This window comes from Cobetia crustatorum, assembly GCF_000591415.1.
In the GTDB taxonomy this organism is placed as follows: domain Bacteria; phylum Pseudomonadota; class Gammaproteobacteria; order Pseudomonadales; family Halomonadaceae; genus Cobetia; species Cobetia crustatorum.
This window is the reverse complement of record NZ_JEMF01000107.1, coordinates 1-23,254: the sequence shown is the minus strand read 5'-3', so window position 1 is coordinate 23,254 and position 23,254 is coordinate 1. Positions and strand designations below refer to the sequence as shown.

Sequence of the window (23,254 nt, the reverse complement as noted above, 5' to 3'; positions counted from 1 at the left end):
GGGGCTGCCGACGGCTGGCTATACGTGACCGTCAATCAGCTCGACAGCACACCCCCTTTCAATGGTGGCAAGGATAGTGGTCAGCCGCCGTATCACATCTACAAGGTATGGCCGGCGAATGATTGAACCAACTGACTTGTATGAAGATGCATTGATCTGACGTAAAGCGCTCGCGCCTATCAAAGGCACGAGCGCTTTACGTTGTCGTGCATTCTGGGCAGTAGACAGCAGCCTCTCCGGAATAGCGCCTATTGCTGCAAGCGTACTCCCCTTCATCAGGCAGCATCGCGAGATGTCATTCCTTGTCGCCCTTCTGCAAGCCCGAGGCTCGTGATGCTTGTTCGGAAAAATGCTGAGTTACCCATTGCTCACACACATCCCATAGCAGCGGCGCCCCACGTTGGATGACAGGACCATACCGAGAGAAGACCTGCTCAAGGGAAACATCATTCTCTTTCCAAGTTCCACCGGAGGTGAAGACATTCACGAGGAGAGGCTGAAAGCGATCCAGTGCCTTGGCAAATTTCGCGTCTTCTGTCTCAGCAGACTCAAATTCTCGCCATAGCGCCAGAAATTCGTTGCCTTGTTGCTGAGGTAATAAGCCGAACAATCGCTTGGCTGCTTCAGATTCTTCTTCAGCTTGGGAGTTGCTTGAAGATTCATCATGAATCGGGAAATCGCCTGCGTCTATTTCGACAACATCATGCAGCAGGAGCATCTGTACAACTCGATGGGTATTCACTGACCCACCGGCGTATTCATTCAGTAGCAAGGCGTACATCGCCAAGTGCCAGGAATGCTCGGCTGAGTTTTCTTTCCGACTGTTGTCCAGCAATGGCGATTGCCTTACGACTGTTTTCAGTCGATCTATTTCTCTTAAAAAACTCAACTGCTTATCCAATACAGTGGCTTGCATCATTCCATCTCCAAGCAAACACTAGGCATTTGCCATTGCCCCTTGAACCGTTCAGCGTGCCGGGGCAATCATCTCAATGATCATTCAATAAGCTGATTTCCCTGATGGCCAAGGTATTCGGCTGTGTGATCAAATTCAAGATATACTGCCCTTGGAGAGAGTCGCTTGCCGCGCCCGATAGCATCAGGCTCCGAAAGCGAATAGAGCGTGAATAGCGGTACCTGCTGGCCCTGTCCTCTTCTCGGTATTTACAGCATCAAGCGCAGGGCCAGAAAATCTAGAAAGGCACTAATTCGAGGCGAGAGTGTGCTATTGCGATAATAGACCGCCTGAATCTGCTCGCGCGCATTCGGTGACTGTACATGGCCTGGCAATACCTCAACCAATGCGCCGCTTCGCAGATCATTCGTGAGCATGAAACGCGAAATCAAGCCGATACCCTGCCCGGCCAGACACAGCTGACGCATCACCTCACCACTACTCGTGGGGAGATAGGGAGTGACATCGTAGCCATTCACGGCCCCCTTCAATGGCCAACAATTCAAACGGCTTGGCGCAATGAAACCCAGCAAGCGATGTGAGGACAATGACGCCACGCTTGCGGGCACACCATGCTCGCTCAGATAACCGGGACTCGCGACCAGATGTAACGGTGAGCGCCCGAGTGCTCTGGCATGCAGAGTCGAATCCTCTAGTTCCCCGATCCTGATTGCCACATCCGTGTGCTGCTCAAGCAGATTGATGATGTCATCTGCCGCCGACAGCTCCAGTGAAATACCGGGATAGCAGCGACCGAACTCTCCCACCAACGGTACTAGCTGATGAAGTACAAAGGGGCTCGCGGCATCGACACGCAGCCGCCCGACGGGCTGATCCCGCTGCTGTATCAGCACCTCTTCGGCCCCTCCCAGAAGCTGCAGCCCCTCGCGCACTCGCTCAACGAAGCCACGCCCTTCATCTGTCAGCGCAACACTGCGGGTGGTGCGATTGAGTAATGGCGTTTCAAGCTGGCGCTCCAGTCGCTGAATAGCACGCGACACCTTGGCCACTGGCACATCCAGGCGATTGGCTGCGGCACTGAAGCCACCACTATCGACCACCGCCAACAACAGCTCAAGATCCTCCGAGCGACTCCGCATACTGTCTCCTCACTGCACTGATGTCTGCCATCCTTTTCGTCGCCCCAGGAACCTGCCCCAAAATCCTGCTCTAGAAGCTTGTTACCCGAAACCTACAGTAGACTTGCCGCTGATAGTGGCAGAAATCCCACAGGATATTTACTGTTATCGCGATCTAGCGGGACAAGCTCCACACGCCAAAACGGCCTGCCTCTTCAATCATGAAGAGGCAGCCGTCGGATGTTGCCGCGAAGATTCGAGAGGCTTACAACAACTCGCTCACCTGGAATGAAGGCTGAGTGTTGGTGAAGTTGATCACATCTACCATCAGCTGCTCTGCGTGAGGTCCTAAAGAGGCATGAAATGCCTCAACCGTCGCAAAGTACAACGAGCCAATGGCGATATAGGGGGCTTTTTCGCCCCCGGGGCTTGCATCAAGCCCCATCTCAACATGCTTGTCCTGGAGAGCGTCTCCCAATAATTCGGCAACAAGTGGCAGATGCGTATTACGGTAGTAATCGAAATCAAAGGTCGCTTGCGGACCATTGGGATAAAGCACGTTCACCTTGATCATCACACACTCTCCAAAGAAGACGCCAACTCGAGATTCACAGCATAACTCAGATGGTCAGGCCGTTAGACCGACATTTCACCCAGGATGACATTCTCGGCGTAGCTCTGGTAGGCCGCTTCAATCTGCTTGGCCACTTCATCCGGGAAGGCGTGGAAATCACCGGATTCCAGTGCACTGACGATGCTGGCAGCCACGACTTCTGCTTGCGGTGCATCGTCGAAGCCTGCGCTCTTGCCCATGTCAGTCGCAATCGGCCCCGGGTGCACGCTGACGACGCTGACCCCCTTCTCGCCTAGCTTTTCACGCAGCCCCTGCGTCACGGAGTAAGCCGCGGCCTTAGAGGCACAATAGGTCGTCATGTCACCAAAGGTCTTCATGGAGGCGATGGAATTGAGCTGAACCAGCACACCCTTGTTGGCCTCAAGTGTACCGGCGAATGCCTGCGCAGTGCGCAGCAAACCAAAGACATTGACGTTGAATTCGTGCTGCAGCGCAGCTTCTGCCCCTTCATCCAGCGGAGACACCAGGTTCATCACGCCAGCATTGTTGACCAGAATCTCAACGTCACGCGTTTGCTCAGCCAGTCTCTTGACGGAGGCTTCATCAGTCACATCAACCGGCAGCGCGACGACTCTATCGCCGTATTGAGCTTGCAGTTCCTGAGTGCTTTCCGGGTTGCGCACCGCCAGATAGACTTTGGCCACGCCGCTGGCGAAGAAGGCATCCACGATGGACTTGCCAATACCACGATTCGCGCCAGTAACCAGTGCGACCTTACCCTTGAGTGAATAGCTCATGACTTTCTCCTGCCAATGCATGTCCGGTACCTGAGAAAAATTATGTACCGATCGGTATGAAATAAATACTATACCTATCGGTATATAATGACAACGCTCGGCACCGCATTCTTTTTCACAGGACAATCACAGCATTGAGCTAGCGGCCGTACCCCAGAAACGCGAAGGGCTCTCCATGGAGAATGGAGAGCCCTTATGCTGATGATCAATGAGGCGATATCTCAGTATGGCGTCGCCTCAAGTCCAATCCCACGCAGCGCTGTCTCGACGACAACTTCGAGTTGCTGTGCTGACACTCCTGAGCGTGCCATTGCAGCAGTGCCCTTGAGCACCGTATACAACGTCAGTGCATTGGCGGCGGCTGCCTTATCGAGTCCGAGCGAGATGGCTTCAGAATCCTGTTCAAACAGTGCAGTAAACATCTGAAGCGCCATGCGATCTTCTTGCTCCAGCAGCGTCCTGGCCTCTTCCGGCATGTCGCCTGAGGCAACTTCCGACTGACACAGCACCAGAAAGCAGCCCTTGGGCTGTGGTGTTGCTGACTGCATGCTCACCACCGAGACCATGTAATCCCGCAGCCGCTTACCGAGCGATACATCGGGGGTATGCAAGTGCGTAAAGTGCGCACGCATTTCCGTCTCGACGTAGTGACGTGCCGCCTTGACGAATAGTGCCGCCTTGTTGCCGAAGGCACTGTACATGCTGGTCTTGTTGATCCCCATCTGCTGGGTAAGATCCGACAGCGTTGCTGCGGTATACCCCTTGCGCCAGAAGACCTCCATCGCCTTTTGCAAGGCGATATGCTCGTCAAACTCGCGCTTGCGTCCGCCTGCCATCTCGATGACTCCTCGTCTTTCCACCGACCGGAATCTCGGTCGACATCCATTTTCAGCTCTATTGTACCAGAGGGTAAGAAACACCCTCCACGGCTAGAAAATGGCCACTGGACAGCACAGGGTCAACTTCCCCCTCGCCGGCGCTCGCCCGGGCGCAGCATTCTGACACGGGCCTTGGGCGTACGCCGTGGCAAGACCAGGGACTCAGGCGGCAGATCAAGCTGCATCGAGGCCTCGATCTTGCTGATCCCGACGGCGCCACCAAGAGTAGTAGAAAACTCCGAGTCGCCTTGATCATGCTCTTTGTCTGCCGAGCGATGGGCCTTGCCATCCTCACCTGCAGACGCTTCAGGAGGTGGCACGATGACCCAGGCAAAGGTCGGCAATGTCAGGTTCCAGTAGATGGCTGGCAGGCGAATCATCAGCACCGCCATGATGGCAGCGCCCGTTGCCCAGCGCAGCGGCAGGCCTAGCTCCAGCAAGGCAATATAGAGGATACCGCCCGCCAGCGATGCCGAGGCATAGATTTCCTGACGCAGCACCATCGGCACTCGTCGTGCGAGCACATCGCGAATCATGCCGCCAGCGACACCACTCATGGTGCCCATCACGACGGCCACGATACCGTCCATCCCCATCATGCGCGCCTTATGGGCACCGATTACGGTAAATAGCGCCAACCCAAATGCATCAGTAACAGGTAGGAAAATGCGTGTCAGACGATGGATATAGTGGAACCCGAGTGTCGCGACCAACACGGTGAGCAGGATCACCCATAGATAGATGGGCTGCTCAACCCAGAAGACCGGCCCAATACCCAACACGAGGTCGCGTAGCGTGCCGCCGCCAATCCCTGTCACAGCGCCAAGTACCAACATGCCGAACGGATCCATCCGTGAACGGCAAGCCACGACTACGCCCGTGAGCGCGAAGATCATTACACCGGCCAAATCCAGCCAGGTTATCCAATTCATACCACCACCTTTCTTTGCAATATGACTCGGCACACGTTTCTTATGGCGTGTATGACAGAGTGCCGATGCCCATAGCGTTTCTTTTAATGTCATCAGCATTGCGTTATCACGCGGCATGGCCATGCCAACCGTGATAGCGAAAGGTAGCACTGAGTCATGCAAGGGAATAGCGAAGAGCACCCTCAGTCCCGGCAGCGAGGTAGATCACTCTCTACAGAGCTCATGCCTTATCAAGCCCATTGGCCAGCCACTATTATATCAATCTGCCATCAGACCACGCCGAGCCGTCACACTGGGGGATTCATCAAAACGCTGACGATAGGCCCGCGAGAAATGCGCCAAGTGCGAAAAGCCTACTGCGAAGGCGGCTTGCGACACGCTGACACGACTATCAGCGAGCACTCGTTGGGCATGATCAAGACGCATGCCCAGATAGCATTGCTTAGGTGTCTCACCGAATTGAGCCATGAATAGCCGGGTCAGCTGGCGCTGAGACTGGCCGGCCAATCGACACACCTCCGGGATCGGCAATGCTTGCGCCAGGTTGGCCTCCATCACCGCCAATGCCCGGACGACGCCACGAGGCAAGGATGAGTGCTGCTGACGATCACGGCTCACCGTACTGTCCTGTGCACGCTGATGGACAATCTGACGCCCTACCGCATCCGCCAACGACGGACCATAGAGTGTTTCAATCCATACCAGCATCATGTCAATACTGGCGGCACCCCCTGATCCCGTCAGTCGCTCACCCTGCCATTCATAATGCGCTGAGCTTACGGTCAGCTCCGGAAATTCCTGACGAAACGCCGGCACACTCTCCCAGTGCAAGGCCACCCGATGCCCGGCCAGGACGCCAGCACGCGCAAGAATGAAAGGAGCCGTATCCAGCCCGCCCAACCAGGCGCCATGCGCCGCAAGATGACGCAAGACGGCACGTGCCTCACTGCCCACGCTCACCTCTGCTTCATAGGACGACACCACCATCAATCGCGGCTTGGTGTCCCTCTCGCCAGCGCCCATTCTGTCATGGCCAGCGTCTGTAATCAGATCACCGAGACAGCCATCCACGTCAATGCGTACCCCATTGCTCGCGACCACTGCCTCACCGTCGGCAGAGAGCAACCGCCAGGCGAAAAGATCGCGCCCAAAGCGATTGGCGACCCGCAAAGGCTCCAGCAGACAAAACAGGGTCAGCATCGAAAAACGCGGGACCAGCCAGACATTGAGTGTGTGCTCAGCTGCGCCCGGCGCCAGTAACGGCGGGGAATCAGGGCGTGGGTAATGATGGGACCCCGTAGGCGAAGAAGAAGCACCGTGGTGAGAGGCTGTGTCTGACATGAGGCTATTTTCATCAACTCTTTGGCTATTTTAATCAAACCCTACGCACATCAGAGGATTAAGGTAAGGGAAACATCACTGCCGGACCGGACTTTCAGCGCCGTTCCCCCTGTCGCGGAGATACCCAAGTGCCGAGTACGCCCCTTTCTCTCAGCCTGTCGAACCACGGGCAACAACTTCTCCTCACGGGTCACGACAAGACGTGGGAACTGGACGCGCTGTGGCTACGTGAGCGGGCGCCGGACGAGTCGACACTGGACCCTCTCACCGGACAGCGACTCATCGAAGCAGCAGAACTGCCTCTTGATCTGAGCCTCACCGAGGCTCGGCACAACGGCGATACTCTCACCCTCTCCTTCAGCGATAGCCACCGTAGCGACTATTCGCTGGCGGCGCTGCTCACCGAAGCACAGCCAGTTGGCGAGCATGAAGGCTTGTCCCTGTGGGACGCTTCCACCTGGCGTCAGCACGGCGGCGAACTGCCGGAGGCGGAATTTTCCGCCGCCCTCGAGGATGATGATGCTCTGGGGGAGATGCTTGATCAGCTTCAGCGATTCGGCTTCGTTCGGGTCAGCGGCGTACCCGCCACAGAGAATGGCATGGAAGCCCTGATTCATCGTATCGGCCCGGTACGTAAAACCAACTGGGGAGGGATTGCGGACGTAAAGTCGGTCCCCAATGCTTATGATCTGACCATGACCCAGCGGGGTCTCGAGCCTCACACGGACAACCCCTATCGCGATCCCATCCCGGGGTATATCTGGCTGCATTGCCTGAACAATGCTGCCAGTGGCGGCGACAACATGCTGGTGGATGGCTACCAGGCCGCCGAGCGACTCCGTGACGTTGACCCACAAGCCTTCGAGTGCCTGACCCACGTCACTCCCGGTTTTCGCTACCACGACACGACCACGCGCCTGGAGAGCGAAGGACCGCTGATCGAGCTTGATAGCCAAGGTCGCGTCAAGCGCGTGCGTTTTTCCAATCGCACCGAACGCGTGCCTCTTCTCGACAGTGCCACCTTGCGCCGTTATTACGCCGCGCGTCAGGCCTTCTACCAGCTGATCACCAGCGACGAACTGACCCTGCATCTCAAGCTCGCACCGGGCCAGATGCTGATTATGGATAACTACCGTCTGATGCATGGCCGCAGCGCCTTCCAGCTGGATGGGGAAGTGCGGCATATGCGCCAGGGCTATGTCGATCGTGACTCCACCGCCAGCCGTCGTCTGTTGCTGAAGGACCGTCGCCGTGCATGTGAGGAGGCCACATCTTGAAGTCATCCACTCCCGCGTCTACCTCGCTGTCCGCCCCAGCCCTATTGACCCAGGCACGCTTTCGCAACTTCAAGGAAAGTCGTCATGAAGAATGGGCGTTGATTGACACACATTTCCGATCCTATCAATCCGATGCCTGTCGTCGGGTGCTGGAGCATCTCGATCGACTACGTGGCGATCATCATGGCTATCCCATCGATCGCTATGACCACTGCCTGCAAACGGCCACTCGCGCGCTGAATGCCGGTGCCGATGAAGAGATGGTGGTCTGCGCACTCCTGCATGACATCGGGGATGACCTGGCACCCGCCAATCATGCCGAGATAGCCGCTGCGATCCTCGAGCCCTTCATCGACTCACTCAATACCTGGATGATTCGCCATCACGAACTTTTCCAGGGCTATCACTACCGGCATTTCTTTGGTCAGGACCGACACGCACGCGAAGACTATGTGCAGCATCCCGCATATGAGCGTACCGTGCGCTTCTGCGACGAGTGGGATCAGGCCAGCTTTGACCCTGATTACCCCACCTTGCCTCTGTCACATTTCGTGCCCATGGTCGAACGCATATTGACCCGCGAGCCATTCGGTGGATTGCCGGATCTCGTGACGCCAGACGAAGTCGCACGATCCCTCGAATCGGATCAGCACCCCGACGGTCAACCGCGCACAGAATCTGCCACGCAAAAGGGAATCACCGCATGATGACCTGCGCTCAACACTTGATTCAGTTGCTGGGCGCCTATGGCGTTGATACCGCCTTTGGCATCCCCGGCGTGCATACCATCGAGCTCTACCGCGAGCTTCCCGGTTCAGGACTCCGCCACTACACGCCGCGCCATGAGCAGGGAGCGGGCTTCATGGCCGATGGCTATGCCCGGGCCAGCGGAAAGCCCGCCGTATGCTTCATCATCACCGGCCCGGGCATGACCAACATTGCCACGGCCATGGGCCAGGCACTGGCTGACTCGATCCCGATGCTGGTCATTTCTGGCGTCAATGCCACCAGCAGTCTCGGACGGGGTCAAGGCCGGCTACATGAGATGCCACACCAGCGCGAGACACTCGCAGGCGTCAGCGTCTTCAGCCATACGTTGCTCGACCCTGCCGCACTGCCCGAAGTCATGGCCCGCGCCTTTGCCGTCTTTCATGGCGCGCGCCCGGGGCCGGTACATATCGAGATCCCATTGGATGTGATGGCGGCATCAATGCCCGTGCACCTCTGTCACTCCACGCCTCCCGTGGTGCCGGCTTTCTTCCCGCCGCGCCCGCACCGCAAGCACTGGCGCTGGCCAGCCGCTGGCTGGATGAGGCCCAGCGTCCGCTGGTGCTGATGGGAGGCGGCAGTGCCAGCGCTCCCCAGGCAGCACGTGCGCTGGTAGAGCGTCTCGATGCCCCCACCCTCACCACCATCAATGCACGTGGTGTGCTGGGGCATCATCATCCGCTCGACCTTGGATGCACCGCCACGTTCGCACCGATTCGTGAACTGGCCCGCGATGCCGATGTGATACTGGCATTGGGTACCGAGCTTGGGGAAACCGATTACGATCAGGTCTTCGATGGCGGCTTCGGTTTTACCGGCAAATTGATCCGTGTCGACATCGACTCTCAGCAGCTGGCACGCAATCACTTCGCGAGCCTCGCGATGGTGGCAGATGTGAGCCTGACGCTGGATGCGCTAGCAGAGTGCACCACACCCGCCCATCGCCAAGGTGCCGATATCTGCCATGGGCTGCGTCAGCGTCTTGATCTTGAACAGCAGCCAGATCTCGCGCCCTACGTGTCCCTGTTTGAGACCCTGGATGCCAGCGTGCCGGAGGCCATCATCGTCGGTGACTCCACCGGGCCGGTCTACGCCGGTAACTTCCTCGCCAGACGCAGCGAGCCACGTCGCTGGTTCAACGCAGCCACCGGTTTCGGCACGCTGGGCTATGGATTACCCGCGGCGCTGGGGGCCAGTATCGCGCGCCCCGACTTGCCAGTCGTGGCCATCGTGGGAGATGGCGGCCTGCAATTCGTGCTGGGAGAACTTGCCACCGCGCGCGACCTGAACCATCCCATCGCCATTGTGGTGTGGAACAACGATGGCTACGACGAGATTCGCCGCTACATGACCCATGACAAGGTCGAGCACCTCGGCGTTGATTTGAAAGCGCCTGATTTCCGCAGCTTGTCGGAGGCGTTCCATTGCCGCTACGCCGCCGTCAGCGCACCTGACGCGCTGGGTGACGCGCTGGAAATGCTCCAACACGCGCACTCTCCATTGCTGATCGAGGTCGATGCGCTGCGCTGGATGAATGGCGCTGCATAGCGGTTATGCACAGAGGCGATGCATGACTCACGACAGTTGAGCACGCGTCAGCAGACAGCGCTTGATGACGAAGACTCCAAACTGAAAATCCAGTCTCGATATATATCTCAACTGACGACCACCCTACAGACGAACACCCCTAATAATGAGCCCCGGAATGATTCGGGGCCGACCAGGAGAGCCGAATGATGATGAAGCCCACTAGACGCAATCCACACGACTCGCTGTTTCTTCTCAAGACCCGCCCCCCCTCTCCCAATGGATCACTGACCACGGCACGTGGCCTCCTGATGACAGGCGCTCTGTTATTGAGCTCGGCAGCCCTCGCGGCCCCCGCTGTTGATCAAGATGACGATCTGACACTGATTGTCCCGCCCTGGCCGGGTGTCACGGTCAAGAGCGAGATCGTTGCGCAACTTCTGGCCCCATTGGGCTATGAGGTCGAACGCAGCGAAGTCAGCTCGACCGTCGGTTACAAGACGCTCTCTACCGGCGACACCGATGCCTTCCTCGCCGCTTGGCTACCCGCCCAGCAAGATAGCTACGACGCCAGCATGGCAGCAGGTGCCATCGTCGATCTGGGCAATAACGTCACCGGCGCCGCATGGGGTTTGCCGTGCCCGGTTACGTCTATGATGCCGGCATCCACAGCGCCGAAGACCTTGTCGCACATGCCGACCAGTTCAACAGCACCTTCTACTCCATCGAGAGCGGTTCCACCGTCAGTGACAAGATCAATGCTGCCGTGGACAACAACGTCTATGAACTGGGTGACTGGGATATCAAGGAATCCTCGACGCCGGGGATGTTGAGCGAAGTCCGCTCCGCCCAGAGAGAACAACGCTGGATTGCCTTCTACGGCTGGACACCGCATTGGATGGTGCCGGAATTCGATACCCATATCCTCGATGACCCACAAGGGGTCTACGGCGGCAAGAACGGCGCCAGCGACGTCAAGACCATCGTTTCCAAGCGCTTCGCGGATGCCAATCCCAACATGACCCGCCTGCTGGATCAGTTGACCTTCAGCTCTGAAGACCAAAGTGCATTCATTCTCGATTACGGTCTCAACGAGCGCGATCCCGATGACGTGGCGCATGACTGGCTCGAGGCGCATCCCGAGAAAGTGGCTGAGTTTCTCGACGGCGTGACTACGCGTGAAGGTGGCGATGCCCTCAAGGCGATGGAAGCCAGCCTATGAGTGCATCCTCAAATTCTCCTGTTTCTGGCAAAGCTGACAACGATCAGGAAAGTATCATCCGACGCGATCTCGCCGCCGCCTACCGCCTGATGGCACTGGACGGGATGGATGACGGCATCTCGACTCACATCTCCGCTCGCCTGCCTGGCGAGCGCTTCCTGATCAACGCACTCGGCCTGCGCTTCGAGGAGGTTCGCCCGGACAATCTGGTCACCGTCGATGCCAGTGGCGAGATACTCGATGATCCAACCGGGCTGGGCATCAATCCTGCCGGCTTCACCATTCATAGCGCCGTGCATGCCGCGCGTCCTGACGTTGAATGTGTACTACACGCACATACCGTCGCCGGCGTGGCCGTGTCTTGCCTCGACGAAGGGCTATTGCCACTTAACCAGTGGGCGATGCAGTTCCATCAGCGCATCGGCTACCACCCTTATGAAGGTATCGCACTGGAGCTGGCAGAACGTGATCGACTCGTCGCTCACCTGGGGCCCCACATGACGCTAGTGCTACAACAGCACGGCATGCTGACCTGCGGCACCAGCGTCGGCGACGCCTTTCTGCGTATGCGAGATCTCGAGCGCAGCTGCCAGGCACAGCTCGCCGCACAGGCCACGGGGCAGATACTCACTCGCGCCACGCCCACCCTGTGCGAGCACGTCGCTCGCCAATACGACCGCTGGAATGCCAGTGCCAAAGGCATCGATCTGGCCTGGCGCGCAGAGCTACGCCGACTGGGCATCAGCGCCCCCGCCCTTGCCATGACTTCATCTCCCGCATCACAGGAGGCCACATGCGCTTCTCCACACTGACCGACCGCATCGCAGGCGAAGGTGCCAGCGCATGGGACATCCACGTACGTGCTCTGAAACGCCGTGCAGCAGGTGAAGACATCACCGTGCTATCGGTGGGGGACCCGGACTTCACGACTCCCGCCAGCATCATCAATGCCGCCAAGACCAGTCTCGACCACGGCGCAACTCACTACGCCGATGTTCAAGGCAAGCATGCGCTACGTGAGGCAATCGCCGATCGCTACCGCACAGCAGGCATCACCGTGGCGCCGCAACAGTTGATCGTGATGGCTGGCGCTCAATGCGGGCTCTATGCCGTCGCCCAATGCCTGCTCGAACCCGGTGACGAAGTCATCGTGCCCGAGCCGTGCTACGTGACCTATGAAGCTGTCATCCAGGCACCGGGCGCCGTGATAAAACGCGTGCCGCTACGCGGTGATGACAACTTCCGTCTGGATGTCAGTGACATTGCTGCGGCCATCACACCACGCACGCGTGCCATCCTGCTCAATAGCCCCCACAACCCCACCGGCACGCTGATCGAGGCGCAGCAGTGGAATGCCATCGCCGATCTGTGCCGACAACATGATTTATGGCTGATCTCGGATGAGGTGTACGCCGAGCTTATCTTTGACGGGCAGCATATCTGTGCCGCCGCGCTGCCGGACATGGCAGAACGCAACGTGGTGATTTCCAGCCTATCGAAATCCCACGCCATGACAGGCTGGCGTGTCGGTTGGGTGCTGGGCCCGGAAGCCTTGATCGAACATCTGACCAATCTGGCGCTGTGCATGCTGTATGGCTGCCCTGACTTCATTCAAGACGCCGCCATCGCGGCACTGAGTCAGGAGCGTGACGCGGATATTCGCCTCATGCGCGAGGCTTATCGTGAACGGCGCGACGCCGTCTGCCGCGCGCTGGAAGACTGCTCCGCGGTCAGTGTTATCACGCCGCAAGCAGGCATGTTCGTGATGGTCGACATACGTGCCACCGGCCTCAGTTCTCAGCAGTTCGCCGACCGATTGCTGGATGAACATGCCGTCTCGGTATTGTCAGGCGAGGCATTCGGCCCCTCGGGCGCCGGTTTTGTCCGCCTCAGCCTGACGGTGTCACCACTGATACTGAGTGAGGCCTGCCAACGCCTGGCAACACTGGCCGAGCAAGTCCGCCCAGCTTCATCCAGTGTCAGCGACGGTAGCGCAATAACACGCCAAGCAACGCAGCAAGTGACGCCTGACATCCCGGTCATCCACCCTTGAGGCGCCTATGACATTATCATCGTCCGCACACTCCTCACTTACCGCGCCTGAACCGCAGCCTTCGGCCTCCAGGCCTCTCGTATCACCGGCTCATGAAGCATCGTCATCTGCGTCGCTGGCCGTTGAGGCGACACATATCGTCAAGCATTTTGGCGACCTGGCAGTACTGCACGACGTGTCACTGGCGGTAGAAGAAGGCACCGTCACCACCATTATCGGTGCCAGCGGTTCGGGTAAAAGCACCTTGTTGCGCTGCATGAACCTGCTGGAACGCCCCGATCAGGGCGAGCTGATGATCGCCGATGAACGGATTCGCTTCGACCGCAATCCCAAGGGCGATATCGTCGGGCTGGATCGACGCCAGATTCAGCGCCTGCGCGCCAAGGTCACCATGGTGTTTCAGCAATTCAATCTGTGGCCTCACCTGACCGTGCTCGGCAACATCACCGAAGCGCCGATGCGCGTCAAAGGTCTGTCACGTCGTGACGCAACCAAGGCCGCTGAACACTATCTAGCGCGCGTTGGCATGCTTGAACGCGCCGACACCTATCCAGCGTTTCTCTCCGGGGGTCAGCAGCAGCGTGTCGCGATTGCCCGCGCGCTGGCGATGGAGCCCCGCGTACTGCTGTTTGATGAGCCGACATCCGCTCTCGACCCAGAGCGCGTCAGCGAGGTACTCGCCGTGATTCGCAGTCTCGCGGATGAAGGACGCACCATGCTGATGGTGACACACGAAATGGCCTTTGCACGTGAAGTGTCTGATCAGATCATCTTCCTCGACGAGGGTCGAGTGGGCATCGCTGGCACGCCGACTGACGTCTTCGAACAGACCCATCACGAGCGCTGCCAGCGCTTCGTATCTCCCGCAGCCTGACGTTATTACCTTCAAGAGATTTACGAGAAATGCGCGAATAGACCCACGACACGATTGACGAATGGACTCAGCACCCCAGCGCCCCCTGCCAAGGTGTCTGACAACAATAATATGATCCCAGGAGATGACCTCATGACACGTATTTCTTTGCATGCCTCACGGACACTTCCTTCTCTACGCACGTGCAGCGCGTTGCGCACTGCCTTGGGCGCCCTGCTGTTTACCAGCCTGACACTGGGCGTATCCCAGGCTCAAGCGAGCGACACACTCAAGGTCGGAATTTCCGCAGAACCCTATCCACCCTTCACCTATACCTCTTCCGATGGCGAATGGACCGGCTTTGAGGTCGAACTGGCCGAAGCTATCTGTACGGCCATGACACGCGACTGCGCCATCACCCCCACCGGCTGGAGCGGCATCATTCCGTCTCTCAAGGCAGGCCGCATCGACATGATCATGAACTCCATGTCGATCACCACAGCGCGTCAGAAGGTGATCAATTTCAGCGTACCCTACTACTTCACGCCAGGTGCCTACGTTGCTGCCAGTGACCTGACACTCGATATCCCGAATGGGCTCGACGGCAAGATACTGGGTGTCCAGAGCGCAACGACCAACGCGACCTATGCCCGCCAGGCGCTAAGGGATACCGGTGTTGAAGTACGTCTTTACGACCAGGCGGAGCAGGTCAATCGTGACCTGTTGTCAGGGCGACTCGACGTGATTCTGGCTGACGAAATCGCCATGGCAGAGCTGGTCGGGCGCGAGGAAGCCAAGGACTTCGAGATCAAGGCCACCGCACCGCACCATAAAGCCTATGGCGAAGGCGTCGGCATAGGCCTGCGTCAGGATGACGATGCGTTGAAGGAAGCTGTCGATGCTGCCATCCAGAAAGTTCAGAAGGACGGCACCTGCAGCGCACTCTCCAACAAGTACTTCGCCACAGACGTCTGTATTGGCTAATCAAGGCCGATGATCAACACAGGCGGTCGTGATACCTACCCTCCATGGCCGCCTGGACATCCCCTGACGCTGATACCAAAAGGTTCCAGATAATGATCCCCTTATCGCAAGAAGGACTCGCCGACTGGGCGGGCCCGATCCTGTCCGGTGCCGTGACCACACTCCAGATCGCTTTCGCCGCCTATGCCATCGGCTTGGCACTCGGCTTGGTTGGTGCCGCTGCAAGACTAAGCCCGTGGGCACCTGTACGCGCGTTGGCAACGGCCTATTCCACCGCTGTTCGTGCGGTCCCTGAGCTGTTGCTGATCATCCTGCTCTACTATGCCGGCTCTCAAGCCCTGACAGGACTCATCAATGCGCTCGGCTTACCCGGTCAGGTGGAAATCAGCGGCTTCGTGACCGCCGTGGGCGTACTGGCTTTCGTCCAGGGGGCCTATATGACCGAGGTGTTTCGTGGCGCCATTCTGGCGATCCCCAAAGGCCAGCTGGAAGCGGCCGATGCTTATGGCTTCTCACCATTGGCACGCTTTCGATACATCACTCTGCCAGCCATGATGCCCAACGCCCTGCCAGGCATGTCGAACCTATGGCTGATTCTGATCAAGGACACCGCGCTCATCAGCGTGATCGGCTTCAGTGAGCTGTTTTTCACCATCCAGCAAGCGGCCGCCAGCACACGCGCCTACTTCCTGTTCTATGCCGCTGCAGGGGTGCTCTATTTACTGATGACACTGACCTCCAGCGCTCTGTTCGCTCGCCTCGAACGTTATGTGCGCCGCGGCCAGCCCATCGTTTCTACCCAGGAGGCCTGACATGGATTTCAGCTGGCTATCCGACCCGTTCTATCAGGAATACTTGCTCGAAGGCTTAATCAATACTCTCTGGTTACTGCTGGTCTCGGCAGTGTTTGGTTTCACGCTCGCCGTTGCCATGGCATTGGTCAGAATCAAAGGGCCACGCCCCCTGGCATGGTTGGCACAAGGCATCACGGTCGTGATGCGTGGCACGCCTTTGCTCGTCCAGCTGTTCTTCTTTTATTACGGCGTCGGACGCCTGCTTGAGGGCGTGCCCGGCATCAAGGAGAGCATGTTCTGGGGAATCCTGCGTGATCCGTTCTTCTATGCCACGCTCACTTTCACCCTCTCCGTAGGGGCTTATACCGGCGAGGTACTCCGTGGCGCCCTGCTCAGTGTGCCACCAGGTGAGCGCGAAGCAGGCCGAGCCTTCGGACTCTCCGGATTTCAGGTCTTTACTCGCCTATGGCTACCGCGCGCCATTCAACTTTGCCTGCCGACTCTGACCGGCGAGCTGATCCTGCTCCTGAAGTCAGTACCACTGGTGTCCACCATCGCGATGATGGACCTCCTGCAGGCTGCCAATATCATTCGCGACGAGACCTTCCTGACCTACGAACCGTTGATCATGATTGCCGGTCTCTATTTGTTGCTGACCGTGATCCTGACCGCAGGTTTGCGGCAGGTAGAGCTGAATTTCCCGGGGATGCAACCACAACGACGTACCGGAGGCTTCTTCCGCAAAGCTGCGAATTCTGTTCAGCACTGATACTCGACTGATTCGGCACCGAATTATCGAATGCATCACGACGCGTCGAGCCATTAAGCTCGGCGCTTTTTTTTATCCCGACTTTAGAGGCACTGATTCCATAAAGAATCAAATTTCGCATAACAACGATTCCATAAAGAATCAAATAGTGACTGCCGATACTGCGACTTTCGACGAATAACGAAATATATATCAATGAAATCATCAGGTTGAAAGAGATCGAAAACTGGCATGCTGCTTGCTATCTACTCCTGTAAGAGACACTACACGATATCCGCCATAGATCATCTGTTACGGGACACTGCCATGAGCATCGCCAGCTTCAAATCTGCCAATCGTCTGATTACCGGGCAGCAAGCCTCCGAGCGCCTCAGTGAAGAAATTGTCCGTCTCGGCATGCGCTGTCCGCTGTTGGTCACCGATCCCGGTGTGCTGGCGTCCGGCACGCTCAAACCCATTACCGATCAGCTGGATGCGCTCAAGGCCAAAGGGCAGCTGGCGCACTACCGCATCTTCTCTGAAGTCAGCGCCGAACCTGAGGTGCATGTCGTCGAAGACTGCATGAGCATTTATCTCGAGGCGAAAAGCGACAGTCTGATCGCAGTGGGCGGCGGCAGCGCAATGGATATCGCCAAGTGCGTGGCCGTCTATGCCACTCACGACGGTGATCTCGAAAGTCTGTTCGGAGAGAACAAGGCGAAGGTACGGGGCGCACCGCTGATTGCCATGCCAACGACCGCTGGTACTGGGTCAGAGGTTACCAACATCGGCATTCTTTCCGATACCGTGGCCAAGATGAAGAAAGGCATCGTCAATGATTACCTGTTACCCGATGTCGCTATCGTGGCGCCGGAGCTGACGGTCAGCTGCCCGCGCCATGTCACCGCAGCCAGCGGTGTCGATGCGCTGGTGCATGCCATCGAAGCCTATCTCTCCAACTTCGCCACCCCGATCACTGACGCGCTCGCCATCAAGGCGATGCGCTTGATCATCAAGGCGCTACCCAAGGCCTACGCCAATCCGAATAATCTGAAGGCCCGCGAAGATATGGCGACAGGTAGCCTATTGGCCGGCATGGCCTTCGGTAACGCCGGTGTCGGCGCAGTACACGCGCTGGCCTATCCGTTGGGCGGGCGCTATCACTTGCCGCACGGCGTCACCAACGCTCTGCTGCTGCCCCACGTGATGCGCTGGAATGCACTGGCCTGCGTGGAGCGCTTCCGCGATATTGCCGAAGCCCTCGACATTGAACATCGCCATCTCAAGGACGAGGCCGCCGCAGAATTAGTGGTCGAGCGCCTGCATAGACTGTGCAGTGACGTCGATATTCCGGCAGGATTGCGCCACTTCGATATTCCCGAAGACGATATTCCGTCACTCGCCGCAGATGCCATCAAGGTCGAGCGCCTGCTGCGCAACAACCCACGCCAACTGAGCCAGGCCGATATCGAGAGTATCTATCGCGCTGCCTACTGAAAAAAACAGCCAGCGGAGATACGCCTAACTCCGCATATGAACGATTCGACTGCATAACGATAACAACAGGAACGTCATCATGAGCCAGTGGAAAACCCGCCAACCGGGAGAAGAAAGCCCCTACTATGCCTTGGGGCCTTTCAAGGTTCGACTCCCCTTCCTGCATTACCGCTTTGAGCTGCCCGACTATCTGCAAGGTCTACTGATGTGTGCGGTTGACCTTGCCGCCATCCCGCTGATGACTGAGTTACTGGGCATGCCCTTTGAGGCAGCGCTCGCTATCGTGATGATCAACGGGCTGCTGTATCTGGTCCACCACCTGCTGGGCGACCCTGTCATTCCCGGCTGGATCACCCCAGCCATTCCGCTGCTGATCGCGTATGTCGCGACTTTCCCGGAGGGCGAGACGCGAGTCCATGCCTTGATTGCCTTCCAGCTGATGCTCGGCATATTGTCGATCGTGCTCGGGCGAACGGGGCTGGCGAGCAAGGTGGTCAACCTGATTCCCTCGGCCATCAAGGCCGGTATCATCATGGGCGCGGGCCTGGCGGCCATTTCGGTTGTCTTCAAGGAAGGCGGACGCTTTGACACCTATCCCATCACGATCAGCATTGCCGTGGGCCTGGCGTTCTACATCATCTTCTCGCGTCACTTCGCCAAACTGAAATCGTCAAGCCGGGTATGGGGCACGCTGGGCAAGCTCGGTATCTTCCCGATCATTCTGCTGGCCATCATCGTCGCACCATTGGCCGGCGAAGCAGCATGGCCTGATGTGCAGTGGGGCTTTAGCCAGCCTGACTTCGTGACCATGTTCAGTCAGTACACCGTCTTTGGGGTAGGCCTGCCGCCGCTGTCGATGTTCCTGACGGCGCTACCTACCGTATTGGCAGCCTATATCGTGCTGTTTGGCGACGTACTGCAGTCCAAGGCGTTAGTCGAGGAAGCCGACGAGTCACGTCCAGACGAGAAGATCGATTACGACGCCAATCGTGCGCACATGATCTTCGGCGGCCGCAATACGCTGATGAGCCTGCTCGGACCGGATGTCACCATGTGTGGCCCGCTATGGGCAGCGATGCAGGTTGTCGTGGTCGAGCGCTACAAGGAAGGCAAGCAGGCGATGCACTCGCTGTTCGGTGGCTCGGGCTCGTTCCGCTGGGGCACCAACACTGGCCTGTTGCTGCTGCCTATCGTCAGCCTCGTCCAGCCGATTCTCGGTATTGCACTGGCGTTGACCCTGCTGATTCAAGGCTACGTCAGCGTACGACTGGGCATTCTGGAAGCGCGCAGTCAGCGTGACCTCGGTATCGCCGGCGTGATTGCTGCGGTACTGGTCATCAAGGGCGCCGCCTGGGCCTTCGGCATCGGCATCGCCCTGTGCCTGCTGATTTACGGCAAGCGCTTCTTCTCTGGCGAAATCGACGAAACGTTCAGCCGTGATATCGGAAAGGCAGATGCTGGCGCCTCTGTTATCAAGAAGACGCCGCCCACGTCAGCGACCAATGACGTATCGTAACCCCATGCGCCCCCGTTGCCTGACGGTGCGGGGGCTTCTGACAGGGGAACGATTGATGCAGAACGTGGAACAGGATCTCAAGCTCGAAGCCGCACTAGCGCTGCTGGACCGCCAATCGCTCGATGCGGTCAAGGTCATCGACCCGCAGGGGGAGGTGATTGGCGTGCTGACGCGGCAGGATGTCGAATCGGCGGGTGAACTCAAGGAACGTCTCGCACGGGAAGGCACACGCCCACCTTATCGCGGCGCTTCATCGACTGTCTCTGATACGGCAGCCACGATGCAGCCCGCGCAAGATCGACTGACCCGCGTGCCAATCCAGCGCCTGCTGGATGCCTTGCATGATGGGGTCTATATCACCGATGCCCACGGCGTGACCGTGGCCATCAATCAGGCCTATGAGCGCATTACCGGCCTCAAGGGCAGCGATGTCCTGGGGCGCCACATGCGCGAACTGGTACGCAGTGGCTATATCTCCAAGTCCGTATCGCTGGAAGTCATTCGCGATGGTCAGCCTGTCACACTGGTGCAGAGTCTGCGTGACGGGCGCAAGATACTGGTCAGTGGTATGCCCATGCAGGCCGATGACGGGACCCTGAGCCATGTCGTCACCAGTGTGCGTGATATCACCGAATTGCTGCGCGCCAAGCATGCCCAGGAGCAACTACGCCAACTGCATTCGTTGCACGATACCTACAGCGTCAATTCCGGTACCGACGAACAATCACTGGAGCTGGTCACCAGCGATGCCACAGCCGATTGCTTCGCGCTGGCCGAGCGAGTGGCGGCCACTGATGTAAAAGTGCTGATTCAAGGCGAAACCGGCACGGGCAAGACGCTATTGGCGCGCTATCTTCACGAACACAGCGAGCGCGCCAATAGCGTGTTTCTCGAACTCAACTGTGCAGCCTTGCCGGAAGGACTGCTGGAGGCGGAGTTATTCGGCTACGCGCCCGGTGCTTTCACCGGCGCCAGCGCGCGCGGCAAGCAGGGACTATTGGATGTCGCCAATGGTGGCACGCTATTCCTTGATGAAATCGGCGATCTTCCCCTGTCACTGCAAGCCAAGCTACTCAAGGTAGTGGAGGAACAACGCTTCATGCCGGTCGGCGGTACCGAGCTCAAACGCACCAACGTACGTCTATTGACGGCATCTCATCATGATCTGCGGGTGCGGGTGAGCGAGGGTCGCTTTCGAGAAGACCTCTATTATCGCTTGAGCGTCGTACCGATCACCCTCCCCCCGCTACGTGAGCGCCGCGCTGAGATCACGCCGTTATTGCATCACTATCTGTCGCATTTCTGTCACCGCCACGCCCGCGTTCGCCGTTTTGATCCAGAAGCGCTCGAACTGCTCGGTAGCCATGACTGGCCTGGCAATATCCGTGAATTGATCAACCTGGTCGAGCGGCTCGTCGTCACGACCTGCGATGAACTCATCACGCCAAAGATACTGCCGATGGAGTGCCTGGCTGGGCCATCTGGCACGCTGCATTCAGCCGCCCCCTCAAGCCCTGATAACTCCCCTGACAACGCGGTACATCAACAGCAAAGCAGGCAACTCCTCGAGGCTCATTCCTCAGCGACTGACGATTTACGCGATACGACGCTCAAGGAGAAGACCGAGGCTCTGGAACAACAGCTGATCAAGCGGGCATTGGATAGCCACCGTACGACTCGCGCGGCGGCCAGCGCACTGGGCATCAATCAGTCGACACTGGTCAAGAAGATGCAGAAATATGCGATTCGACGCTAAAAGAACGCCAGGCACCTCAGTCACTCAACCTCCGAATGCCTGGGTGACATGGTACTCCGCTGACGTGCCGACTGTAGCAAGATCACACTCAAGAGAATGATCACCATCGCGAACAAGTCCATCGCATGGATAGGCTCATCAACCAGCACGACACCCATCACCACGGCCACGACCGGCGGCAGATAGGTCACTCCAGACGCCTTGATCGCCCCCAGCTGCCCCACGATGTAGTAGTAGAGGACATAGGCGACACCGGTACCCAATAGCCCTAACCCCAAGACCAGACCAAGCATCGCCGTGGTGTCATGGCTCAGCGCGCTTATCCCGTCGAGATCGATCACACACAGCAATAACAGGCTTGCGATCCCCGTCTGATAGGTCGCGAGTGCCAGCGAAGGAATGGCTAGCGGCATCACGAACCGTTTGGCATAGACAAACGACAGACCAATGCTCAATGCGCCGCCTAGCATGGCGGCGACACCCAATAGCGAGACCCCCGCCTCTACGCCTTGCCACGGCCGTGCAATCATCACGATGCCAACGACGCCCAACAAGGTGGCTGTTATCGAACGCGGTGTAATCGGCTCACTGCGCAGAAAAAGTACCGCCGCACCAAAGGTGAAAAGCGGGATGGCGCCACTCAACATGCCGGCGACACTCGACAGTAGCACTGAACTGCCATAGGCAAATGCGAGGTAATAAAGTGCAGTCGCCAGCAGTGCCATCGCGACAAAATGATGGAAGTGGCGCAGATGTTTCCAGCGCAATGTCCCCTTGTAGCCAGCATAGAGCGCCAATGGCACGAAACCGGCCACCACGCGCAATAGCGTGACCTGCCCGGGTGTTATCCATTCGGCAGCCAATTTCATGAACAGAAAGTTGCTGCCCCAGATGATACCGAGCGACACAAAGGCGATATGTGCCGCTGACAGGATACGAGGCATGATGCTCTCCTTGGAATGGCGGGACACTTGCGATACATCTTGCCGGTCGTGGCCAGCAGACATCGCCATCCTCACGGGCCTCAGACGTGACGACAAGTGGGCTTTTCTTGATGTAGCCTGTAGAAAAACTGCAGCCTGGTATCCATCACTGTCACACGAGTATCGTCATGTCCTCACACCTGCGGCTCGGTGCACTACCCGTCTTTGATGCTGCGGCGCGCCATCTGAACTTTCGACTGGCAGCAGAAGAATTGTCACTGACGCAAAGCGCCGTCGCGCAGCGAATACGTGAACTGGAAACCTCACTCGGCGTGAAGCTTTTCGATCGTCTACCGCGTGGACTGGCACTCACCATGGCCGGCCGACGCTTTCACTCGCGCATCGCACGGGCACTGTCTGATATCGATCAAGCAACTCAGGAAGTGACTGGAAGTCACAAGAACACCACGCTGACATTGAGCGTTCCGCCCTCCTTTGCCGCCAAGTGGCTGATACCACGCCTGGCCGAATTCCGCCAGGCACATCCCGAGTGGCGCCTTAGAGTGCACGCCACCGAGAGCCTTGCCAATCTCCATCAGGACGGTGTCGACATTGCGATTAGACAAGGGCGCGGACAACACGACAACAGCCTTCGCTGCCTATGGTTAAGCGGGCTTGAGCGCATTGCCGTGTGCAGCCCTCGTTATCGCGAGGAAGCCGGTGAGCAGCTCGACAGACTCGATGTCACCGACTGCATGCTGATCGAAGATGCTCATCAGG

At 58.1% G+C, this 23,254-nt stretch carries 22 protein-coding genes and 1 pseudogene; 15 read left to right on the top strand and 8 right to left on the bottom strand.

All coding sequences use genetic code 11. The features are described 5' to 3' along the window. Window positions 1-295: 295 nt before the first annotated feature. The 7 genes from BF12_RS0116735 to BF12_RS0116705 all read right to left on the bottom strand — a co-directional run bounded on the left by BF12_RS0116735 (window position 296) and on the right by BF12_RS0116705 (window position 6,556). A complete protein-coding gene (locus tag BF12_RS0116735) occupies window positions 296-919 on the bottom strand; it encodes an HD domain-containing protein (RefSeq protein WP_211242485.1) in 624 nt (207 codons plus the stop codon). Window positions 920-1,164: 245 nt separating this feature from the next. Beyond that, window positions 1,165-2,055: a LysR family transcriptional regulator gene (locus BF12_RS0116730; protein WP_024953260.1), complete on the bottom strand. Its 891-nt coding sequence runs from the start codon at window positions 2,053-2,055 to the stop codon at window positions 1,165-1,167. A 244-nt stretch (window positions 2,056-2,299) separates the two neighbouring features. After that, a complete protein-coding gene (locus BF12_RS0116725; RefSeq protein WP_024953259.1) occupies window positions 2,300-2,608 on the bottom strand; it encodes an EthD family reductase in 309 nt (102 codons plus the stop codon). Between the two features lie 62 nt (window positions 2,609-2,670). Further along, window positions 2,671-3,405 (bottom strand): SDR family oxidoreductase, encoded by a 735-nt coding sequence (locus tag BF12_RS0116720; protein WP_024953258.1) that lies wholly within the window; start codon window positions 3,403-3,405, stop codon window positions 2,671-2,673. Between the two features lie 221 nt (window positions 3,406-3,626). Next, complete coding sequence (locus BF12_RS0116715; protein WP_024953257.1) at window positions 3,627-4,241, bottom strand: TetR/AcrR family transcriptional regulator; 615 nt, start codon at window positions 4,239-4,241, stop codon at window positions 3,627-3,629. 122 nt (window positions 4,242-4,363) lie between these two features. Further along, on the bottom strand, window positions 4,364-5,215 hold the full coding sequence (locus BF12_RS20735; protein WP_024953256.1) for a trimeric intracellular cation channel family protein: 852 nt from the start codon (window positions 5,213-5,215) through the stop codon (window positions 4,364-4,366). A gap of 258 nt (window positions 5,216-5,473) precedes the next feature. Continuing rightward, entirely contained in the window at window positions 5,474-6,556 is a 1,083-nt protein-coding gene (locus tag BF12_RS0116705; protein ID WP_024953255.1) for a GlxA family transcriptional regulator, read from the bottom strand. Window positions 6,557-6,684: 128 nt separating this feature from the next. Between BF12_RS0116705 and tmpA the strand changes: the two genes are divergently transcribed. From tmpA to BF12_RS0116640, 14 genes and pseudogenes are all read left to right on the top strand, one after another. Then, entirely contained in the window at window positions 6,685-7,833 is a 1,149-nt protein-coding gene (gene tmpA, locus BF12_RS0116700) for a 2-trimethylaminoethylphosphonate dioxygenase (protein WP_024953254.1), read from the top strand. Window positions 7,834-7,877: 44 nt separating this feature from the next. Further along, complete coding sequence (locus tag BF12_RS0116695) at window positions 7,878-8,540, top strand: HD domain-containing protein (protein ID WP_024953253.1); 663 nt, start codon at window positions 7,878-7,880, stop codon at window positions 8,538-8,540. Further along, window positions 8,537-9,169, top strand: a complete 633-nt coding sequence (locus tag BF12_RS23015) for a thiamine pyrophosphate-binding protein (RefSeq protein ID WP_169734549.1) — start codon at window positions 8,537-8,539, stop codon at window positions 9,167-9,169. Before BF12_RS0116695 ends, BF12_RS23015 begins: the two co-directional genes overlap by 4 nt. Continuing rightward, window positions 9,169-10,149, top strand: a complete 981-nt coding sequence (locus BF12_RS23010) for a thiamine pyrophosphate-dependent enzyme (RefSeq protein ID WP_248623744.1) — start codon at window positions 9,169-9,171, stop codon at window positions 10,147-10,149. The genes BF12_RS23015 and BF12_RS23010 overlap by 1 nt, the downstream gene beginning before the upstream one ends. 185 nt (window positions 10,150-10,334) lie before the next feature. Next, window positions 10,335-11,350 (top strand): annotated as a pseudogene (locus tag BF12_RS23640) (ABC transporter substrate-binding protein). Next, window positions 11,347-12,162 (top strand): class II aldolase/adducin family protein, encoded by an 816-nt coding sequence (locus BF12_RS20720; protein WP_024953252.1) that lies wholly within the window; start codon window positions 11,347-11,349, stop codon window positions 12,160-12,162. Before BF12_RS23640 ends, BF12_RS20720 begins: the two are co-directional and overlap by 4 nt. After that, a complete protein-coding gene (locus tag BF12_RS0116675) occupies window positions 12,144-13,403 on the top strand; it encodes a pyridoxal phosphate-dependent aminotransferase (protein ID WP_024953251.1) in 1,260 nt (419 codons plus the stop codon). The genes BF12_RS20720 and BF12_RS0116675 overlap by 19 nt, the downstream gene beginning before the upstream one ends. A 7-nt stretch (window positions 13,404-13,410) precedes the next feature. Continuing rightward, on the top strand, window positions 13,411-14,277 hold the full coding sequence (locus tag BF12_RS0116670; protein WP_024953250.1) for an amino acid ABC transporter ATP-binding protein: 867 nt from the start codon (window positions 13,411-13,413) through the stop codon (window positions 14,275-14,277). Between the two features lie 132 nt (window positions 14,278-14,409). After that, entirely contained in the window at window positions 14,410-15,240 is an 831-nt protein-coding gene (locus tag BF12_RS0116665) for a transporter substrate-binding domain-containing protein (RefSeq protein WP_084488189.1), read from the top strand. A 92-nt stretch (window positions 15,241-15,332) separates the two neighbouring features. Beyond that, window positions 15,333-16,052 (top strand): ABC transporter permease, encoded by a 720-nt coding sequence (locus BF12_RS0116660; protein WP_024953248.1) that lies wholly within the window; start codon window positions 15,333-15,335, stop codon window positions 16,050-16,052. 1 nt (window position 16,053) lies between these two features. Then, window positions 16,054-16,803 carry an ABC transporter permease gene (locus tag BF12_RS0116655; protein ID WP_024953247.1) on the top strand — a complete coding sequence of 250 codons (750 nt, stop codon included), beginning with the start codon at window positions 16,054-16,056 and terminating at the stop codon, window positions 16,801-16,803. A gap of 306 nt (window positions 16,804-17,109) precedes the next feature. Continuing rightward, the gene (locus BF12_RS0116650; RefSeq protein ID WP_024953246.1) at window positions 17,110-18,279 is read left to right on the top strand and encodes an iron-containing alcohol dehydrogenase; all 1,170 of its coding nucleotides are present in this window, start codon (window positions 17,110-17,112) and stop codon (window positions 18,277-18,279) included. A 79-nt stretch (window positions 18,280-18,358) separates the two neighbouring features. Then, entirely contained in the window at window positions 18,359-19,795 is a 1,437-nt protein-coding gene (locus tag BF12_RS0116645; protein WP_024953245.1) for a hypothetical protein, read from the top strand. Window positions 19,796-19,850: 55 nt separating this feature from the next. Beyond that, window positions 19,851-21,551 (top strand): sigma-54 interaction domain-containing protein, encoded by a 1,701-nt coding sequence (locus BF12_RS0116640; protein ID WP_156941206.1) that lies wholly within the window; start codon window positions 19,851-19,853, stop codon window positions 21,549-21,551. A gap of 20 nt (window positions 21,552-21,571) precedes the next feature. Here BF12_RS0116640 and BF12_RS0116635 read toward each other — a convergent pair whose 3' ends face one another. Further along, window positions 21,572-22,495 carry a DMT family transporter gene (locus BF12_RS0116635; RefSeq protein ID WP_156941205.1) on the bottom strand — a complete coding sequence of 308 codons (924 nt, stop codon included), beginning with the start codon at window positions 22,493-22,495 and terminating at the stop codon, window positions 21,572-21,574. Window positions 22,496-22,662: 167 nt separating this feature from the next. Here BF12_RS0116635 and BF12_RS0116630 point away from each other — a divergent pair. Continuing rightward, window positions 22,663-23,254 (top strand): LysR family transcriptional regulator (locus BF12_RS0116630; protein ID WP_024953242.1); only part of this gene is annotated, 592 nt, incomplete at its 3' end.

What these genes read in the sequence shown, in the direction of transcription:
- BF12_RS0116735 (WP_211242485.1), bottom strand. Translation starts at nt 919, where the DNA reads ATGATGCAAGCCACTGTATTGGATAAGCAGTTGAGTTTTTTAAGAGAA.
- BF12_RS0116730 (WP_024953260.1), bottom strand. Translation starts at nt 2,055, where the DNA reads ATGCGGAGTCGCTCGGAGGATCTTGAGCTGTTGTTGGCGGTGGTCGAT.
- BF12_RS0116725 (WP_024953259.1), bottom strand. Translation starts at nt 2,608, where the DNA reads ATGATCAAGGTGAACGTGCTTTATCCCAATGGTCCGCAAGCGACCTTT.
- BF12_RS0116720 (WP_024953258.1), bottom strand. Translation starts at nt 3,405, where the DNA reads ATGAGCTATTCACTCAAGGGTAAGGTCGCACTGGTTACTGGCGCGAAT.
- BF12_RS0116715 (WP_024953257.1), bottom strand. Translation starts at nt 4,241, where the DNA reads ATGGCAGGCGGACGCAAGCGCGAGTTTGACGAGCATATCGCCTTGCAA.
- BF12_RS20735 (WP_024953256.1), bottom strand. Translation starts at nt 5,215, where the DNA reads ATGAATTGGATAACCTGGCTGGATTTGGCCGGTGTAATGATCTTCGCG.
- BF12_RS0116705 (WP_024953255.1), bottom strand. Translation starts at nt 6,556, where the DNA reads ATGTCAGACACAGCCTCTCACCACGGTGCTTCTTCTTCGCCTACGGGG.
- BF12_RS23015 (WP_169734549.1), top strand. Translation starts at nt 8,537, where the DNA reads ATGATGACCTGCGCTCAACACTTGATTCAGTTGCTGGGCGCCTATGGC.
- BF12_RS23010 (WP_248623744.1), top strand. Translation starts at nt 9,169, where the DNA reads ATGGGAGGCGGCAGTGCCAGCGCTCCCCAGGCAGCACGTGCGCTGGTA.
- BF12_RS20720 (WP_024953252.1), top strand. Translation starts at nt 11,347, where the DNA reads ATGAGTGCATCCTCAAATTCTCCTGTTTCTGGCAAAGCTGACAACGAT.
- BF12_RS0116675 (WP_024953251.1), top strand. Translation starts at nt 12,144, where the DNA reads ATGCGCTTCTCCACACTGACCGACCGCATCGCAGGCGAAGGTGCCAGC.
- BF12_RS0116670 (WP_024953250.1), top strand. Translation starts at nt 13,411, where the DNA reads ATGACATTATCATCGTCCGCACACTCCTCACTTACCGCGCCTGAACCG.
- BF12_RS0116665 (WP_084488189.1), top strand. Translation starts at nt 14,410, where the DNA reads ATGACACGTATTTCTTTGCATGCCTCACGGACACTTCCTTCTCTACGC.
- BF12_RS0116660 (WP_024953248.1), top strand. Translation starts at nt 15,333, where the DNA reads ATGATCCCCTTATCGCAAGAAGGACTCGCCGACTGGGCGGGCCCGATC.
- BF12_RS0116655 (WP_024953247.1), top strand. Translation starts at nt 16,054, where the DNA reads ATGGATTTCAGCTGGCTATCCGACCCGTTCTATCAGGAATACTTGCTC.
- BF12_RS0116650 (WP_024953246.1), top strand. Translation starts at nt 17,110, where the DNA reads ATGAGCATCGCCAGCTTCAAATCTGCCAATCGTCTGATTACCGGGCAG.
- BF12_RS0116645 (WP_024953245.1), top strand. Translation starts at nt 18,359, where the DNA reads ATGAGCCAGTGGAAAACCCGCCAACCGGGAGAAGAAAGCCCCTACTAT.
- BF12_RS0116640 (WP_156941206.1), top strand. Translation starts at nt 19,851, where the DNA reads ATGCAGAACGTGGAACAGGATCTCAAGCTCGAAGCCGCACTAGCGCTG.
- BF12_RS0116635 (WP_156941205.1), bottom strand. Translation starts at nt 22,495, where the DNA reads ATGCCTCGTATCCTGTCAGCGGCACATATCGCCTTTGTGTCGCTCGGT.